A 16,316-nucleotide genomic window follows, 5' to 3' on the forward strand; every position below is an offset into this window, starting at 1 on the left:
AGACCACGCAAGCTCAGTCCGAGAGGCACGTGATGACCAACCGCACAGTCCTGGTCCTGCTCGACCCCGCAACCGAGGTCCGCACCAGCGTGCTCGAGCTGCTCACCATCGCACGCGGCCTCGGCCGGGTCGAGGCGGTAGCCCTGGAGGCACCCACCGTCGAGGTGCTCGCGCAGCTCGGCGCCTACGGCATCGAGACCGTGCACCAGGCCGAGCTCGCTCGCGACGGAGCCTGCGTGAGTGGCGACGAGCGGCACCTGCCCGCCGTCGTGGCGGCCACCCTGGCCGCCGCCGTGCGCCTGACGGACGCCGACGTGGTGCTGCTGCCCACGTCGTTCGCCGCCAAGGAGACCGCGGCGCTCGCGGCCCACGAGCTCGGCGCCGGGCTCGTCATCGACGCCGCCGCCGTGCGCGAGGTCGACGGCCGGATCGTGGCGGGCAAGCGAGTCTTCGCCGGGGCGTGGGACACCGAGTGCGCGGTGACCACCGACGTCGCGGTGGTGACCGTCCGGGCCAACTCGGCGGTCGCGCAGCCCGCCGAGGCCGCCGTCGAGCCCGTGACAGAGGGCTTCGCGGTCGAGGTGGCGCCGTCCCCGGTGACGCTGCTGTCGCGCGAGGTCAAGGCCGACACGAGTGGCCGCCCGCCCCTGGACCAGGCAGCGGTGGTCGTGGCCGGCGGTCGCGGCACCGACGGCGACTTCGGACCCGTCGAAGACCTCGCGGACGCCCTCGGCGCGGCCGTCGGCGCGTCCCGCGACGCGGCGTTCGAGGGCTGGTGGGACGCCTACGTTGGACAGACCGGCGTCACCGTGGCCCCGCGCGTCTACATCGGCGCGGGCATCTCGGGCGCGCCGCACCACCGCGGCGGCATGCAGGCCTCCCAGGTGATCGTCGCCGTGAACAGCGACCCGGAGGCGCCGATCTTCGAGATCTGCGACTTCGCCGTCGTGGGGCAGCTCGCCGACGTGCTCCCGCAGGCCGCGGCGGAGATCCGCAAGCGCAGGAGCTGAGGCAGGGCCGCTGCCTGCTGCGCCATGCAGACCAGAACCTCGTACCCGGACCAAGGCCTGGCACGCAGCCGAGCCCTCGGCCACGTCGGGCGGCCGGCATCTCGTGGTGGAATGACGTGATGGAGCAGTTTCCACCGCCGACGGCGCCGGCGGTCTCGACAGGATCGCCCCCCGTCGGGACGCTGGCGCCCACCGAGCGGCGTCGGACGGCGCGGCATCTCTTGCTCGACGGGTTCGGCCTGGCCGCACAGGAGCGCCTCGCCGCGTCGCGGGTCGTGGTGATCGGCGCAGGCGGCCTGGGTTCACCGGCGCTCCAGTACCTCGCGGCGGCCGGCGTCGGCACGCTCGGCATCGTGGACGACGACGTCGTCGAGGCCTCCAACCTGCAGCGACAGGTGCTGCACTCGATAGCGGATGTCGGACGCGCCAAGACGGCGTCGGCCACCGACACCCTGCGCGGGCTGGCTCCCGAGGTCGAGGTGATAGCGCACGGTGAGCGGCTGACGCGCGACAACGCCGCAGCGATCCTCGGCGGGTACCACCTGGTGGTCGACGGCTCGGACACGTTCGAGACGCGCTATGCCGTGTCCGACGCCGCGGCGAGCCTCGGTCTGCCCGTCGTCTGGGGCACCGTGCTGGGCTGGGACGGCCAGGTGAGCGTCTTCTGGTCGGCGGCGCCGGGCGGCCGGGGCATCACCTACCCGGACGTGTTCGGCGCGCAGCCGTCCGAGGGAGAGTCCTGCGCGACGGTCGGCGTGCTGAGCCCGGCGTGCGGCGTCGTGGGCTCCACGATGGCGGTCGAGGCCGTCAAGATGCTGACGGGTACCGGCGACCCGGCGCTGGGCCGGCTGCTGGCCTATGACGCGCGCACCTCCTCGTGGGACACGATCGAGCTGGCGGCGCCGTCGGGCCCCGCCGTACTGCCCGCTGAGCCGGCGGCACCCGCTGAGCCGGCGGCGCCCGGAGGACCGGCGCCTGCTCCCGGTCAGGTGCCACCCGCCGAGCCCGGCGTGCTGCTGCTCGACGTCGGCCTCCGGCCGGGCGCCGTGCCCGGTGCGGTGTTCGCGCGGCTGGAGGACCTGGCGGCCGGGAATCTGCCCCCCCAGCTGCTGGACCACCCGGTCGACGGGCCGGTCGTCGTGGTCTGCGAGCGCGGCCTGCGGTCGCGCGGCGCGGAGCAGCTGCTCCGCGCCGACGGGTGGCGCGATGTCACGAGCCACGCGATGCTCGGATGATCACCCACCTGGACACGTCCCGTTCACCTGGACGTACCAGACCTTTCGCGGGTGAGACACCGCCTGCTCCTAGGTTGACGTCGACCTACCCCCCAGCTCGGACCGGAGAACCTCCGATGACGATCGCCCCTGAACATCGCCAGCTGCTGAACGTGCACACGCACGCGCGTGGCAAGCGCAGCCCCGTCACTTGCCGTCTCAAGTGCAACGACGCGTGCCTGCACCCCGCTCCCAACGAGAGCGCCAACGAGTACTTCAAGGACGTCGTGAGCTCGGTGCTGTCCCGCCGCGCGATGCTAGGCACCATGGCGGTCGCCGCCGGTGCCGTGGTCATCGGCGCGCAGGGTGTCGGCGCGCCGTCGGCCGCCGCCGCGACCCTGCCCGAGGGACGGTTCCCCGGCCACGGCCACGGCAAGGGCCTCGCCTTCGGGGCGATCGAACCGCAGCACGTCGACGTCGACCAGCTCGTGGTACCCGACGGCTACACCTGGGACCCGATCATCCGCTGGGGTGACCCGATCCTCCCGGGCGCCCGCACGTTCGACCCGAACAACCAGTCGCCCGAGCAGCAGGCCAAGCAGTTCGGCTACAACTGCGACTACCTCGACATCCTGCCGTTCGACGCGGGCGACGAGCACCGCGGCACCCGCGGTCTCCTGGTGTCGAACCTGGAGTACACGAACGCGTCGATCATGTTCCCGGCCACGGAGAAGTACTGGGAGACCGACGCCGACGGGAACGTCACCGGAGACCAGAACGCCTACGCCCGTGCCATCGAGCGCGCCGCGCACGGCATGGCGGTCGTCGAGGTCCGGCGTCGGGCCCCCGGCAAGCCCTGGACGTACCAGCGGATCAGCCCGGTCAACCGCCGCATCCACATGGACACCGAGTTCGTCATCGACGGGCCTGCCGCCGGCACGGACCTGATGCGGACGACCGCTGACCCGACCGGCACCCGCGTGCTCGGCACCATGAACAACTGCGCGGGCGGCACCACGCCGTGGGGCACCGTCCTGTCGGGCGAGGAGAACTTCAACGGCTACTTCGTGGCCGCCGGAGCCAACCCGACCGCTGACGCCCGCTACGGCCTCGGCCGCTCCACCAGCTACAACTGGGAGGCCGACGACCCGCGCTTCGGTGGCGGCGCCGGCTACGAGAACGAGTCCAACCGCTTCGGCTGGATCGTCGAGCTCGACCCGCACGACCCGTCCGCACCGCCCGTGAAGCACACCGCCATGGGCCGGTTCAAGCACGAGGGCGCCAACGTCACCCTGTCCCGCCGCGGGCACGCCGTCGCGTACATGGGTGACGACCAGGCGTTCGACTACATCTACAAGTTCGTGTCCAAGGACCGGGTCGCCAAGGGCAGCTCCCGATGGGCGCGGGCCCACAACAAGACGCTGCTCTCGGAAGGCGACCTGTACGTCGCCAAGCTCACCGGTGACTCGCCGGCCACCGAGATCGACGGCTCGGGCGCGGTCCCGTCCGACGGCGCCTTCGACGGCTCCGGCGAATGGCTGCCCCTGGTGCTCGACGGCGCCAGCCAGGTGGCCGGCATGTCCGTCGAGGAGGTGCTGATCTACACGCGCCTGGCGGCAGACACCGTCGGCGCCACCAAGATGGACCGCCCCGAGGACGTCGAGATCAGCCCGGTCACCGGTCGCATCTACGTGGCGTGCACCAACAACTCGGGCCGCACCCCTGGCAACGGCACCGAGGGTGCGACGGAGCCGAACCCGCGCGACCACAAGGTCCAGGGTGGCGCGACCATCAACGGCAACCGGGACGGCCACGTGGTCGAGATCATCCCGTCGGGCGACCAGACGTCCACCCGCTTCGCGTGGAACCTGCTGCTCGTCGCGGGCGACCCCACCGTCGAGGGCACGTACTTCGCCGGCTACCCGCGCGACCGGGTCTCGCCCATCTCCTGCCCGGACAACCTGGCGTTCGACGCCGAGGGCAACCTCTGGATCTCCACGGACGGGCAGCCCAGCTCCAGCGGCATCGCCAAGTGCGACGGCCTGTTCAAGGTGCCGGTGGCGGGCCGCGAGCGCGGCCACGTGCAGCAGTTCCTCTCGGTGCCCGCCGGCGCCGAGACCTGTGGCCCGGTCATCGACTCCCGTGACGGCATGGTCTACGTGAACGTGCAGCACCCGGGCGAGGACGGCACGTTCGACGCGCCGCAGTCGCTCTTCCCGGACTACATCGCCGAGGGGGCGCGGGTGGAGGCCGGCGACTTCCGCGGCCCGCGCCCGACGGTGGTGCAGGTGTACCGAGGCCGCGGCAACGGGCACGGGCACGGCAACGGGCACGGCAACGGGCACGGTCGCTCCGACAGCTGACCCCCGGCACCGCTCGCCGCTGGCCGAGCTCGTCGAGACCAGGGCCTGTCGAGGCCCGGTCCCGGCAGGCTCGGCCAGCGGCGTCCTACGAGGAGGCTCACGTGGCGTCATCTCACACACCCGGGATGCGATCGGGCCTCCGCGGCGTTCGTAGACTTGATGACCGTGACCACTCCGCCCCCTGAGCCCGCGCGCACACCCATGACGGTGAGCGGCGCGCACGGCACACCGCCCCGCGAGCCGGACGGCGCGTACCTCGATCACGCCGCGACCACGCCCATGTCGGCGGCGGCGCTCGCGGCGTTCGTGGCCGTGGCGCAGCGCACCGGCAACGCGTCGTCGCTGCACTCCGCGGGCCGTACGGCGCGGCGCACCGTCGAGGAGGCGCGGGAGACGCTCGCGAAGGCTCTTGGCGCGCGGCCCAGCGAGGTCATCTTCACGTCGGGCGGCACCGAGGCCGACAACCTGGCGATCAAGGGCATCTTCTGGGGGCGGCGCGCGCAGGACACGCGCCGCAGCCGCGTCCTCGTCTCCGGCGTCGAGCACCACGCGGTGCTCGACCCCGCGTTCTGGCTGGCCGGCCACGCGGGCGCCGAGATCGTGCTGCTGCCCGTCGACGGCGAGGGCCGGCTCGACCTGGACGCCCTGCGTGCCGAGCTCGCCGCGCACGCCGACGAGACCGCGCTGATCAGCGTCATGTGGGCGAACAACGAGGTGGGCACGCTCCAGCCCATCCGTGACGTGGTGCGCGCGGCGCGCCCGTACGGCATCCCCGTGCACACCGACGCCGTCCAGGCGGTCGGCCAGACCGAGGTGGACTTCACGGAGTCGGGCGTGGACGCCATGACGGTGAGCGGCCACAAGCTGGGCGGCCCCGTCGGCGTCGGCGCACTGCTCGCCAAGCGGGACCTCGCGCTCGACGCCGTGCTGCACGGCGGCGGCCAGGAGCGCGGCGTGCGCTCCGGCACGCTCGACACGGCATCGATCGCGGCCTTCGGCGTCGCCGCGTCCCACGCCGTCGGATGCATGCCGGAGCGTGCAGCCCGGCTGAGCGCCCTCCGCGACGACCTCGTCGAACGGGTGCGCGCCGCGGCGCCTACCGCCGTGCTGCGTGGCCCGGAGCCGACGCCGCACCCCGCGCACGACCCGGACACCGCCGCTGACCCGTCGCCCGGGTCCACGGGACCGGTCGACCGGCTGCCCGGCAACGCGCACTTCACCTTCCCCGGCGCGGAGGGCGACTCCCTGCTGTACCTGCTCGACTCGGCGGGAGTGCAGGCGTCGACCGGTTCGGCGTGCCAGGCGGGCGTGCCGCAGCCGTCGCACGTGCTCCTGGCGATGGGCGTCCCCGAGACCGAGGCTCGCGGCGCGCTGCGGTTCACGCTCGGGGCCACGTCCACCGAGGCCGACGTCGACCGCCTGGTCGCCGCGCTGCCCCAGGTCGTGGCGCGGGCACAGGCCGCTGGACTGGTGTCCGGCCGGGGACAAGGAGGCATGGCATGAGGGTGCTCGCTGCGATGTCGGGCGGTGTGGACTCCGCGGTCGCCGCGGCGCTCGCGGTCGAGGCGGGGCACGACGTCGTGGGGGTGCACATGGCGCTGTCCCGCAACCGGGACCAGTTCCGCACGGGATCGCGCGGCTGCTGCTCCATCGAGGACGCGGGTGACGCCCGCCGCGCCGCCGACCTGCTCGGCATCCCGTACTACGTGTGGGACCTGTCCGAGCGGTTCGAGGAAACCGTGGTGGCCGACTTCCTGTCGGAGTACGAGGCGGGCCGCACCCCCAACCCGTGCGTGCGCTGCAACGAGCACATCAAGTTCGAGGCGCTGCTCGACAAGGCGACGGCCCTCGGGTTCGACGCCGTCGCGACCGGCCACTACGCCCGGATCGAGACGCGTGAGGTCCCGCTGCCCGACGGCGGCCGGCGCACCGTGCGCGAGCTGCACCGCTCGCCGAACGACGCCAAGGACCAGTCGTACGTCCTGGCGGTCGCGGGGGCCGACCGGCTCGCCCGTGCGTTGTTCCCCCTCGGCGGGTTCGCGTCCAAGGACGAGGTGCGGGCCGAGGCCGCGCGCCGCGGGCTGTCGGTGTCGGCGAAGCCCGACTCCTACGACATCTGCTTCGTGGCCGACGGCGACACCCGCGGCTTCCTGCAGTCCCGCCTGGGCTCCCGGCCCGGTGCGGTGGTGGACACCGCCGGCGAGGTGGTGGGCGAGCACGGCGGCGCATACTCGTTCACCGTGGGCCAGCGCAAGGGGCTCGGCCTGGGTCGCCCTGCCGCCGACGGCAAGGCGCGGTACGTGGTCGACGTGCAGCCCACGACGAACACCGTGGTCGTCGGGCCCGCCGAGCTGCTGAGCGTGGACCGGATCACGGGGGAGAAGGCGCTGTGGTTCGACGGCGTGCTGGCCGAGCCCACCCCGCTGGTCGGGCCCGTCGTGCCCCCCGCCGACGTCGTCCCTGACCCGGACGGCTGGTTCGACGCCGAGGTACAGGTCCGTGCGCACGGGGCGCCTGTCCCTGCGCGGGTGCGGTCAGCCGCCCCGGCCGGCGACGCGTATGGTGACGGCGTCCCGGAAGGTGAGCGACCGCCGTCGGCGGACGGATCGCACCGGGCCGCGACCGCCATGGAGATCGAGCTGACCGGGGCGCCGCTGCGCGGCGTCGCGCCGGGCCAGTCGGTGGTGGTGTACCGCGGAACGCGCGTGCTGGGCCAGGCGACGGTCTCCCGAGCCTGGCGAGCCCCTGCGACCGACCGGGCTCGCTGACTTCGGTCCCCTGGGACGAGATCGGTCAATCAGCTGACCGATCTCGTCCCAGGAGACCGATCTCATCCCGGCGCGGAGCGAAGGGCTCAGGTACCTGCACGACACATCTCGACAAGGAGAACTGATGACTGCTGTGAGCGGACACGGGCCGTGGCCCGGCGGCGAGCGCGAGGTGCTCGAGGCACAGCAGACGGCGCTCGGCGAGCTCGCCGAGCTGCCGACCGGTGTCGAGGCCGTGCCGTTCCTGACGCAGCTGCCGCAGCGCGGTCCGGGCGCCGATGCCCTGGGGCGGACGGCGGTGCGCCTCACCGAGATGCCCGTCGAGCTGGGCCCGCACGGCTGGAAGCTCACCGAACGTCCAGGCATCGACGCGCGCCGTGCCGAGGCGTTCTGGCGTGAGGACCTCGGGGCCCTCGCCGTCGCGGCGCACGGGCACACGGGTCCGCTCACCGTTGAGCTGCTGGGGCCGTGGACGCTGGCGGCCCAGCTCTGGTCGGCGCGGGGAGACCGTGTCCTTGCCGACACCGGCGCCCGGGCGGACCTGACCCTCGCGCTCGCCGAGAGCCTGCGGACGCTCGTGGCGGACCTCGTGGCCCAGGTACCGGGCGCCGAGGTCACCGTGCAGCTCGCGGAGCCGCTGCTCGGTCAGGTGCACGCCGGTGTGCTGCCGACGTTCTCCGGCTTCTCGCGGCTGCGGGCCGTTGCCGGGCCCGAGATCGTCGAAGGACTGGAGCCGGTGCTCGCGGCGGTGCGGGACGCCGGTGCGCGGTCCGTGGTGCACCTCGGTAGCACGTGGGTCGGCGTGCCGCCCGTGGTGCTCGCCGGTGCCGACGCGCTGGGCCTGGACCTGGCCGCCGTCGGGCCGGGTGGCTGGAACGAGCAGGCCTGGGAGCTGCTGGCCCGCGCCACGGAGCGCGGCACCGGGCTCTGGGCCGGGCTGCCGCCGGCGCAGGTCTCGCAGTGCGCTGGGCCTGCGCTCGGCCGGCTCGCCGATCTCGTGGCGGTCCCGTGGCGGCGGATCGGCCTGCCTGCCGCGCGGCTGGCGGACGTGACGCTGCTGGCCGCACCCCGCCCGTCGCTCGGCTCGTCCGACGCTCACCGCGCGGAGCTCGCCAACCTTGGCCGCGTCGCGGAGACCCTGGCGGAGCGCGCGGAGGCGTAACGGTCTCTCCTTCGAGACCTAGGTCGCTCCGCTTTGAAGCCTTCCAAAGCGGAGCAACCTAGGTCTCGAAAGGGAGGAGGGCAGGAGCAGGAGGTGAGAGCAGCCCGCGAGTCAGCTGCTCAGGCGGTTCCAGAGGAACGTCCAGTGCGTCGCCGCCATGTACGCGGCCTGCGCGTTGTTCGCCGCACCGCCGTGGCCGCCCTCGATGTTCTCGTAGTAGGTCACGTCCTTGTCCGCGGCCAGCATGAGTGCCGCCATCTTGCGGGCATGGCCTGGGTGCACGCGGTCGTCCTTGGTCGACGTCGTGAACAGCACCGGCGGGTAGTCGCGCGCGGCGTCGAACAGGTGGTACGGCGAGAGCTTCTGGAGGAACTCCCAGTCGTCCGTGTCCGGGTCGCCGTACTCGGCCATCCAGGACGCGCCGGCGAGCAGGTGGGAGTACCGCTTCATGTCCAGCAGCGGCACGCCCACGATGATCGCCCCGAAGAGCTCCGGGTAACGCGTGAGCATGTTCCCGGCAAGCAGACCGCCGTTCGAGCGGCCTTCCATCCCGAGCTGCGCCGGGACGGTGACACCGCGGGCGACGAGGTCGCGCGCGACGGCGGCGAAGTCCTCGTACGCCCGGTGGCGATGCTCCTTCAGCGCGCCCTGGTGCCAGGCCGGCCCGTACTCGCCGCCGCCCCGGATGTTCGCGACGGCGTACACCCCGCCGCGCTCCAGCCACGCGCGCCCGACGGTGCCCGAGTAGCCGGGCAGGATCGACTGCTCGAAGCCGCCGTAGCCCCACAGCAGGGTGGGCGCGGGTCCGGCCTCGCCCGCGACGAGGTCCGCCCGGCCGACGACGAAGTAGGGGACCCGCGTGCCGTCGTCCGACTCGGTGAACCGCTGGCGGACCGCCAGCCCGGCCGACTCGAAGTAGGAGGGCGCCGACTTGAGCACCTCTGGCGCGGACTGCCGCTCCTGCGCCACGGTGGTGAGTCCCAGCTTCGACGGCGTCAGGTAGCCGGTGGTGACCACCCAGACGTCGTCGGAGTCGACGACGTCCACCGCGCCGACGCCGACGGTGAGCAGCTCGCCGCCCACGGAGAGCTCGGAGCGCACCCAGCCCGTCGTGGCGGCCTCGGCCACCGACGGCGATGACGGCGGGGTCAGCACGTGCAGCAGGTTCTTCACGTCGTCGAGCACGTTGAGCACCAGGTGGTTCCGCGTCCAGGTGGTCCCGACGAGCGACGTCGTCGGCGTCGGCTCGAAGAGGACCGTCAGCTCGCGGGACCCGGCCATGAAGTCGTCGAAGCCGGTGGCCAGGAGTGAGCCGGCGCGGTAGGTGAGGTCGCCGAGCGCCCAGTCGTCGCGCAGGCGGACCAGCATCCACTCGCGGTGCAGGCCGACGTTCGCCGAGTCCGGCACGTCGATCTTGGTGAGGGTCTGGTCGGGGGTGCCAACGCTCGTGGCCAGGTACGTCTCGTTGGCGTAGAACCGCAGGGCGCGATGCACCAGGTCGCGCTCGAAGCCCGGGGTGTGCGACCGGGACGCGCTGATGTACATGTCCTCGTCGGTGCCCTCGTAGACGAGGGTCGCCTCGGCCGGCGGAGTGCCGCGGCGCCACCGCTTCACCTGCCGCGGATAGCCCGACGGCGTCATGGTGCCCTCGCCGAAGTCCGTGAACACGTAGACGGTGTCCGGGTCGACCCAGGACATCCCGCCCTTGGCCTGCGCGCGGACGAACCCGCCATCGCTCTCGGGCACGAACTGCTTGGTGACCAGGTCGAACTCGCGGGTGACGTCGGAGTCGGAGCCGCCCGGCGACAGGTCGACCAGCGCGTGCCTGCGGGGCTCGCCCGCCGCGAGCTGCTCCGGTGCCGGGCGCAGGACGCTCGCTCCGTGCCAGACCCAGCTCTCGCGCTCCTGCTCGGCCAGGGCGTCGAGGTCGAGGACGATCTCCCACTCGGGGTCGTCGGTCCGGTAGGAGTCGAGGGTGGTGCGACGCCACAGCCCGCGCTCGTGCTCGGCGTCCTGCCAGAAGTTGTAGTAGTGCTCGCCGACCTTCGAGACGTGCGGGATCTTGTCGTCCGAGTCGAGGACCTCGCGCACCGCCCGCTCGGTCTCGGTGAAGGCGGGACCGCCGAGCGCCTCCGCGCTGTGCGCGTTGCGCTCGCGGACCCAGCTCAGGGCGGTGTCGCCGTCGACGTCCTCGAGCCACTCGAACGGGTCGGTCCCCGCAGGGTCGAGGGGAGTGGTCGGGAGAGCGGGTCGGGGGGCGGCCTGGGTGTGCTCGACGCTCATGGTGAGCACCCTACGCGGCCGGTCGCGGCTTCCACCGCCGACGGCCGCGTGCCGTAGGCTGAGTGACGCGCGCCCGATTTTTGCCGTAATGTGCGGTTATCGGGCTGCGGTGCTGCCGCATTCCTCAGTGGCACATATTTTCGCTCGCCGCACCACGGCCGTGCCCTTCCACGCGTGGGACGCGCTGTGGTAGAAACTGCACTCCAGGGGGTTGTTCGCCCCCTCCAGCCGAGTTCGTGGAGCAGGCCGCGGTAATCCGCCGTGTCCGGTCTTCCCAAACTCTGACGAGACAACTATTAGGGGGATCGGCTCGGTGAGCTCGATGTCTTCTTCTCCTCCGCCGAGCAGGCTGCGCCAGGTTGCGCCCTGGGTATGCGTCGCCGGCGTGCTTGCCTACGTACTCGTAGCGCCCGTCCTGTTCACTGCCACCGGGGCCTCGTCCACGTGGCCCGCATGGCTCGTCGGCATCGCCGCCGTCGGGCTCGCCGTGGCGGCCGCGCTGATCGCCGCGCGGTCCTCACGGGACGATCTCGCATCGCACCAGGTCCTGGTCCTCGCGCAGCGCCGGGCCGAGGAGCGTGCTGAGGCAGCCTCCGCGGCGCTCGACGCCCTGGCGAAGGAGCAGCTGCCCGCGTTCCTCCACAGCGAGCCGGCCCCGCCGTTGCCTCACCTTCCCGGTGACGCCGACGCGCAGGCCCGTCTGGACGCGGCCGCGGCCATGCTCGCCCGGGTGCAGGAGGAGCGCGTCGCCCGCCGCGACGCCGTCCAGGTCGCCGTGGTCGCCCTGAGCCGCAAGGTCCAGGCCGCCGCGCACCGCATCCAGGAGGAGGCGGCGCGGATGGTGCAGCGCCACCCCACCGACCCGGACATCCTGCAGACGTCCATGCGCGTTGACCACGCCGCGGCCCAGCAGGCCCGCCAGGCACAGAGCCTCGCGGCCCTGTGCGGCGAGTGGCCTGGTCAGCAGTGGAGCGAGCCGCTCCCGCTGCCCGACGTCGTCAAGGGCGCTGCCAGCCGCATCACCGCGTTCCACCGGGTCGAGGTGTCGGGTGACCCCGGCGTCGCCGTCTCGGCGCGCATCGTGGAGCCGCTCATCCACCTCGTGGCCGAGCTGCTGTCCAACGCCACGCAGTCCTCTCCGCCCACCACGCAGGTGCTCGTCTCGCTCCGCCAGGTGCAGCGCGGCGCCGTCGTCGAGATCGACGACTGCGGTGTGGGCCTCGACCTCAAGCAGCTCGAGCAGGCGCGCGACATCGCCTCAGGCAAGCGCGAGATCAGCATCACCGAGCTGGGCGAGATCCCGCAGACCGGCCTGGCCGTCGTCGGCACCTACGCGCGGCGCCACGGCTTCCGCGTGGACGTCACCGAGTCGGTGTACGGCGGCCTGCGCGCCATCGTCATGATCCCGGCCGAGCTCACGGAGGCAGTGGTGCCGACGGGGATGCTCACGCCGGCAGCGACCCTGCCGAGCGCAGGCAGCTCGTCCGCAGGGGTCTCGGCACTCGGGTCCGGCCGCAGCGCCAGCGCCACCGCCGTCATCGAGCCGCAGCTCGCACCGGAGCTGCCCGGTGCAAGGCCCGCGGACGACGGCGAGTGGCCGGCCCCTGCCGCGCCCGACCCTGCGAGCGTGGTCCCTGTCGAGCCGCTGAGCGTGCCCGGCGACGTGGTCGACGACGAGGAGGAGACGCCCGTGGCCGGTGCCCAGGTGAAGGCCCCAGGCGAGCTGCCCCTGCGTCCTGGGCGGGCCCGCCCCGAGGACGACGAGTTCCCCGAGCCGTCCGCACTTCCGCAGCGGCGATCGCGCCGTGGAGAGGCGGAAGCGCCCGACGACCGGACCAGGACCGCGGAGGTCCGTACGGAAGCTCCCGGTCCCGCGCAATCGGCCGAAGAGGCCGGTGAATGGATGGGTGCCTTCTTCAGTTCGAGCGAGGCGCGGTTCGGGGACTCATCTGACAGCAGCGAGCCGCCGGCTGGAGCCGGCGGAACTTCGGAGGACCGATGACTACGCAGGCCGACGGCATGACCAGCACTGACGGCAACAGCTGGATGCTCGAGCTCATCAGTGGTGTACGGGGGGTCAAGCATGTTGTGGTGCTCACCTCGGACGGCCTGATGAAGGTTCGGACGGACCAGACCCCGCTCGACACGGCCGACAAGGTAGCCGCGGCGTGTGCCGGTCTCGCGGCACTGGGGATCGGGATGAGCCGGGAGTTTGGAAACAGCGACACGATTCGCCAGATTGTGGTGGAATTTGACGGAGGGTTCCTGTTTGTCCGGGGGGCCGGCGACGGATCTCGTCTCGCGGTCGTCACCGATCCGGTGATCGACCCGGCGCTGATCGCCCAGCAGATGCAGGCCCAGGTCCTCATGATCGGGGAACGCACGCTGGGCACGGAGCGGATCACGAGCTGATCCCGCACCGGGCGCCGTCGATGGAAGGCAGTGCTCCGGCCCGGCAGGGCCCGAGTGCTCACGCACCACCAGCTCGACCGATACCTGACCGACCGACAGGGGGCGAGGGGATGGACACCGAGGAGTACCGCGACCACCCGGTGCGCTCATACGTGCTCACCTCGGGGCGGGCGCACCCGTCGCGCAACACGCTGCGACCAGAGACTCTTGTCCGTGCCGTCGAGAGCCGTCCCGTGCTCTCGACGGCGGGCCGGCTGGAGCGCGAGCTGGTGCAGCTGTGCCGAGGCACGCTCGCGCTCGCAGAGGTTGCGGCATACCTGCAGCTACCGGTCAGCCTCGTGGCGGTCATGGTCTCTGACCTGGTCGACTCGGGGAACCTGACGATTCGTTCCAACCATCAAGCGCACGTCCTGCCCGGCAAGGACATCCTGGAGAAGATTCTCGATGGACTCCGCAAGCTCTGATCGCACCGCGCCCGAGCAGCACCTGGCGCCGACCGTGGCACGGTCGGTCAAGGTGCTCGTCGTGGGTGCCTTCGGGGTGGGCAAGACGACGCTGATCGGTGCGGTCAGCGAGATCGACCCGCTGCGCACCGAGGAACGGATCACCACGGCCAGCGTCGGTATCGATCCGGGACAGCCCAACAAGGAGACGACGACGGTCGCGATGGACTTCGGTCGTATCACCGTGACCGACGAGATCGCGCTGTACCTGTTCGGCACCCCTGGTCAGCGCCGGTTCTGGGACCTCTGGGCGGGCCTGGCGGACGGCGCCGTCGGCGCCCTGGTGATGATCGACACCAGAAACCTCGAGGACAGCTTCGAGGTCCTGGACCAGCTGGAGCTGCGGACCAAGATCCCGTTCGCCGTGGTCGTCAACCAGTTCCCGGACTCGCCGAGCTACCCGCTGGAACGAGTTCGCGCGGCGCTGGACCTGCTGCCCGAGACGCCGATCGTGGAGTGCGACGCGCGGGACCGGCCGTCGTCCGTGCTGACCCTGATCACCCTCGTCGAGCACGCGATGACCTTTCCCGTGTTCCAAAAGGTGAACGCGTGACCCTGGCCAACGGGTTGCATCTGCGGCTGGAGGACGTTCCGGACCGGATGCGGCTGTCGGACATCACCGCGGCCCGGGACTCGCACAAGCTCTACGAGCAGCTGCGCGACGAGTGGGGCCCGGTGGCCCCGATGGACCTGGAGCCCGGCGTACCCGCCTGGCTCGTGCTCGGGTACGACGAGGCGAGCAGCGTGATGCGTAACGAGCTGCTGTTCTCGCGCAGCTCGCGCAACTGGCGCTACGTCAGGGAACACTCCCTGCGTGCGGAGTCGGGCGTGTTCGCAGCCCTGTCCCCGCGGGAGAACGCCTACTACCTCGACGGGATGCAGCAGCGCCGGCTGCGCGCCCCGCTCGTCGACGCCCTGAGCGGCGTCGACGAGAAGCGTCTGGCCCGCACCGTCTCGGTGACGTGCAAGGCGATCATCGACCGGCTGATGCCGCGCGGTGAGGCGGACCTCGTGAGCGAGTACGCGGTGTCCGTTCCCGTACTGGTCATGACCGAGATGTTCGGCATGAGCCTGTCCGACGGGAACAAGATGCACGAGCTCACCGAGGCGCTGTACGCGGGCACGGAGAACGCGATCGCGGCCGCGACCGAGCAGGAGGCGCTGCTGGCGGCGCTCGTGGCGAGGCGCCGGGCTGAGCCGGGCGATGACCTGATCACCGCCCTGGTGCATCATCCGAACCACAGGAACGACGCCGAGGTGATGGCCTCGCTCGGCGTGATGTTCGGTCTGGGGCACAACGCCGAGATCGCCTGGATCGCCAGCACGCTGCACATGATCCTGACCGATCCGGCGTTCGCGTCCCGCGTGCGCCGCGGCCGGCTCGACCTGGACGACGCGCTGGACGAGGTGTCGCGGCGCAACCCGCCCACGCCGCACGTGCTGCCCCGGTTCGCCCTGCAGGACTGCGAGCTGGGCGGGCGCCGGATCGCGCTCGGCGACGCTCTCGTCCCGGCCGTCGCCGCCGCGAACTCCGACCGGGCCATCCGCACGGACGATCCGTGGGAGGAGCTGGGCAGCCGGTTCCAGCTCACGTGGGGCGCTGGTGCGCACGCGTGCCCCGCTCACCGGATCGGGCCGCTCATCGGTCGCATCGCCGTGGATACCCTGCTGCGCCGGATCCTCGACATGGAGCTGATCGTGTCGTCGGACTCGATCAAGATGTCGGTCTCGTCGTGGTCGCGCTACCCGCGCAGCCTGCCGGTCCGGTTCACCTCCCCGCCGATGGACGGCTGGGCGGTCCCGAGCGCCGACCACCTGCGGAGGTAGTCGCTCCGTCCGCACGGTGACCGGCACCCGAGTGCCCTTACGTGTCGGAAGTAGCTCCACATGAGGGTCGATATGCGTATTTTCCCCGTGCTCACGTACTCTGGGACCATGTCAGATTCGGTCCCTTGGGACGACGCCGCCCCTACTTTGCAGGCTGCGCTGGCGCGGGAGGCGCACCGCCTGACCTCGAGCAGGAATGTGTTCGCGCTGATCAATCCGGACGGGTTGCTGACCCTCAAGGACGGGACGCCGCGGGAGGTGCGGGAGGCGGCCGACCCGTTGCACGGGGCGGCCGCCAGGGTCGCCGTCGTGGACCCTCGTGGTGGTGCTGCGGGGATCGGCGGATACCGGCCGGAGGCCGCCCGGGACGTGCCGGAGGAGTATCCGGTCAACCCGGTAGCCCGGCGTGTCAGGGCGGCTCTGGCGGCGGGGGCTGGACAGGCGGTCCCCGACGAGGAGCTGCGCGGCAACCTTGCGTTGTGCGCGGTGGACGTCGACGGCAAGACCGAGGTGGGGCTGACCGGCTGGCAGCAGGAGCTCATCCGTGTCGCCCACCATGCCGCGCACGCTGCTTCGGGGTGGCTGTCCTCGTTCCGCATCGTGGGCAGGACCGGGGAGGCAGGGGCCAGCACGGTGTTCCTGCCAGGGCTGCGCGACCCCATGAGCGCTGACAGCGCACGACTCGCGGCCCATCTGCTGACCCAGGTCGCGGACTCCTCCGATGACGTGAGCTCGCCCTCCCTGCGGCGGAGCTGGTAGGCATCGTGACCTGCC

The 16,316-nt window shown here is 72.1% G+C and carries 13 protein-coding genes; 12 read left to right on the plus strand and 1 reads right to left on the minus strand.

All coding sequences use genetic code 11. The annotated features are described in order from the left end of the window. Nucleotides 1–32: 32 nt before the first annotated feature. The 6 genes from APR04_RS27040 (at nt 33) to APR04_RS27065 (ending at nt 8,517) form a co-directional block, all read left to right on the plus strand. A complete protein-coding gene (locus APR04_RS27040; protein ID WP_253876916.1) occupies nt 33–1,010 on the plus strand; it encodes an electron transfer flavoprotein subunit alpha/FixB family protein in 978 nt (325 codons plus the stop codon). A 119-nt stretch (nt 1,011–1,129) separates the two neighbouring features. Beyond that, nucleotides 1,130–2,245 (plus strand): HesA/MoeB/ThiF family protein, encoded by a 1,116-nt coding sequence (locus APR04_RS27045; RefSeq protein WP_253876918.1) that lies wholly within the window; start codon nt 1,130–1,132, stop codon nt 2,243–2,245. Between the two features lie 116 nt (nt 2,246–2,361). Then, nucleotides 2,362–4,587, plus strand: a complete 2,226-nt coding sequence (locus tag APR04_RS27050; protein WP_253876920.1) for a PhoX family protein — start codon at nt 2,362–2,364, stop codon at nt 4,585–4,587. 201 nt (nt 4,588–4,788) lie between these two features. Beyond that, nucleotides 4,789–6,090, plus strand: coding sequence for a cysteine desulfurase family protein (locus tag APR04_RS27055; protein ID WP_253876995.1), 1,302 nt, complete (start codon nt 4,789–4,791; stop codon nt 6,088–6,090). Beyond that, nucleotides 6,087–7,355 (plus strand): tRNA 2-thiouridine(34) synthase MnmA, encoded by a 1,269-nt coding sequence (gene mnmA, locus APR04_RS27060; RefSeq protein WP_253876922.1) that lies wholly within the window; start codon nt 6,087–6,089, stop codon nt 7,353–7,355. Before APR04_RS27055 ends, mnmA begins: the two co-directional genes overlap by 4 nt. A gap of 124 nt (nt 7,356–7,479) precedes the next feature. Then, complete coding sequence (locus APR04_RS27065) at nt 7,480–8,517, plus strand: uroporphyrinogen decarboxylase/cobalamine-independent methonine synthase family protein (protein ID WP_253876924.1); 1,038 nt, start codon at nt 7,480–7,482, stop codon at nt 8,515–8,517. A gap of 111 nt (nt 8,518–8,628) precedes the next feature. Here the strand turns inward: APR04_RS27065 and APR04_RS27070 are convergent, their stop codons facing one another. Next, on the minus strand, nt 8,629–10,800 hold the full coding sequence (locus APR04_RS27070; protein WP_253876926.1) for a prolyl oligopeptidase family serine peptidase: 2,172 nt from the start codon (nt 10,798–10,800) through the stop codon (nt 8,629–8,631). 322 nt (nt 10,801–11,122) lie between these two features. Between APR04_RS27070 and APR04_RS27075 the strand changes: the two genes are divergently transcribed. The 6 genes from APR04_RS27075 (at nt 11,123) to APR04_RS27100 (ending at nt 16,301) form a co-directional block, all read left to right on the plus strand. Next, nucleotides 11,123–12,802, plus strand: coding sequence for an ATP-binding protein (locus tag APR04_RS27075; RefSeq protein WP_253876928.1), 1,680 nt, complete (start codon nt 11,123–11,125; stop codon nt 12,800–12,802). Beyond that, nucleotides 12,799–13,212 carry a roadblock/LC7 domain-containing protein gene (locus APR04_RS27080; RefSeq protein ID WP_253876930.1) on the plus strand — a complete coding sequence of 138 codons (414 nt, stop codon included), beginning with the start codon at nt 12,799–12,801 and terminating at the stop codon, nt 13,210–13,212. The genes APR04_RS27075 and APR04_RS27080 overlap by 4 nt, the downstream gene beginning before the upstream one ends. Nucleotides 13,213–13,322: 110 nt before the next feature. Further along, the gene (locus APR04_RS27085) at nt 13,323–13,676 is read left to right on the plus strand and encodes a DUF742 domain-containing protein (protein ID WP_253876932.1); all 354 of its coding nucleotides are present in this window, start codon (nt 13,323–13,325) and stop codon (nt 13,674–13,676) included. Continuing rightward, nucleotides 13,657–14,268: a GTP-binding protein gene (locus APR04_RS27090; protein ID WP_301313053.1), complete on the plus strand. Its 612-nt coding sequence runs from the start codon at nt 13,657–13,659 to the stop codon at nt 14,266–14,268. Before APR04_RS27085 ends, APR04_RS27090 begins: the two co-directional genes overlap by 20 nt. Further along, nucleotides 14,265–15,542 (plus strand): cytochrome P450 family protein, encoded by a 1,278-nt coding sequence (locus APR04_RS27095; RefSeq protein ID WP_253876934.1) that lies wholly within the window; start codon nt 14,265–14,267, stop codon nt 15,540–15,542. Before APR04_RS27090 ends, APR04_RS27095 begins: the two co-directional genes overlap by 4 nt. A 108-nt stretch (nt 15,543–15,650) precedes the next feature. Further along, nucleotides 15,651–16,301, plus strand: coding sequence for a hypothetical protein (locus APR04_RS27100; RefSeq protein ID WP_253876936.1), 651 nt, complete (start codon nt 15,651–15,653; stop codon nt 16,299–16,301). The last annotated feature ends 15 nt before the right edge of the window (nt 16,302–16,316 follow it).

Origin of the sequence: Promicromonospora umidemergens, from assembly GCF_024171995.1 — a bacterium.
In the GTDB taxonomy this organism is placed as follows: domain Bacteria; phylum Actinomycetota; class Actinomycetes; order Actinomycetales; family Cellulomonadaceae; genus Promicromonospora; species Promicromonospora umidemergens.